This window comes from Blautia hominis (assembly GCA_002270465.1).
GTDB lineage: Bacteria > Bacillota > Clostridia > Lachnospirales > Lachnospiraceae > Blautia > Blautia hominis.
In genome coordinates this window covers 1-1,447 of sequence record NQOF01000023.1, presented here as the reverse complement: position 1 = coordinate 1,447, position 1,447 = coordinate 1, and the positions used below count along the sequence as shown (strand labels likewise).

Genomic DNA, 1,447 nt, shown 5'->3' with positions numbered 1-1,447 from the left:
GGGTTCTTCCGCAATTATCCGTATTAGCGATTTGACAATATAAGCTTTGCGGCCAATAATTCCTTGCCACAACGACCATACATGGTACGTTTTATCATTTTCAATTTGCTGTTTGTACCCTCAACAAAACCATTAGATAAAGGGCTGGCTACAGCATTTTCTACGGCAGATAAATCTTTTTCCAGTCCGGAAGCAAAACGGGAAAGCTCTTTCAAATCACTGTTTTTATATTTTTCAATAAACAGATATAGGCACGGCATGTTTTTCTTTTGAAAAATCTCCCGAAATTCCCGAATGCATGACTTCAGCGTGCTAAGTTACGGATAAGTATCCATCAGATATGATTTATGATGATCCGTTATCTCGTGGTTCATCCATAGGAAACGGAAGATACCATTTCTTGATATGTGGTCATATTTATGAAGCTTTTTCTTTTTCTGAACAGCATCCGGTGAAGAACTTCTGTAGAGCGCAATGTCAATATGAAAACGCTCTATGATCTTATTCATGTAATCATAAGCCGCTGTCTGGCCGCCTTTGTAACCTTTTTGGATGAGATTTCGAAAAACATCTTTCCTGCTCACACCAGAAGATAACTCTTTGATGACATAATCATAAAATTGATCCATTCCGCTGTAAAAGTTTTTGCGGCATAAAGAATCATAGTCTCCCTCAAGATATTTGGTCACTGTATTTCTGTTGCAATGAAGCATTTTAGATATCGCGCGTTTGCTGTATCCGGCTTCTAAATATTCATGGATTGCATGATACAGTCATTCCATCACGCCCATCAAGAATCGCAACTGGCCTGTGGGTAGCCTGATCGACAATGATTGTTCCATAGGTATGACGCTTTTTAAATGCAAAATCATCAACACCGATGGCGCTTCCACATTCTGAGACTGGCTGCAAACGATAACGTCTGGTTAAAAGACGGATCACGCTGTCTCCACTGATTTGAAGATTCATTGCATGACAGATACGGGCACATCCTTCACAACTGGTTTCCATGGCCAGCATGCAGATGAAATCAGCACATCGTTCTGTCATGCGTCCATAATAACTGAGAAATCCGTCAAAATCTTCAGCAAATGTAACTTTTGAACATGATTCATTATTACAAACATACTCATGAGCTGTTATATGAAGTCGTGCTGTTTTTCCCAGAATCGGCAGATCCTGAACTTTGCGTAAATATGTCCCATGATAAGTTTCGGTTTCCTGACCACACTCCGGACATTTGGAAGAATGTGTTTTGGATCGCATTTTAATATGAATAGAACTGTCCTCATGGTCAACAGAAGTAATTGACAGCAACTCACCTGGGAAAAATATATCCAACTTCAACAAATCATTCATTATCATTTACCGCCTTTATTTGATACCAACATTTTATCACAGAAATAAATCCATCGGAAGTAAAAAACGGATAATTGCGGAAGAACCC

The 1,447-nt window shown here is 39.2% G+C and carries 3 protein-coding genes; all 3 read right to left on the bottom strand.

The window, feature by feature from the left end:
- Positions 1–23 precede the first annotated feature (23 nt).
- The 3 genes from CI595_RS27465 to CI595_RS25730 all read right to left on the bottom strand — a co-directional run bounded on the left by CI595_RS27465 (position 24) and on the right by CI595_RS25730 (position 1,359).
- Positions 24–278, bottom strand: coding sequence for a transposase (locus CI595_RS27465; RefSeq protein ID WP_279233406.1), 255 nt, complete (start codon positions 276–278; stop codon positions 24–26).
- 39 nt (positions 279–317) lie between these two features.
- Complete coding sequence (locus CI595_RS26870) at positions 318–689, bottom strand: hypothetical protein (protein WP_243135281.1); 372 nt, start codon at positions 687–689, stop codon at positions 318–320.
- A gap of 64 nt (positions 690–753) precedes the next feature.
- Entirely contained in the window at positions 754–1,359 is a 606-nt protein-coding gene (locus tag CI595_RS25730; RefSeq protein ID WP_162291978.1) for a transposase family protein, read from the bottom strand.
- Positions 1,360–1,447 lie beyond the last annotated feature (88 nt).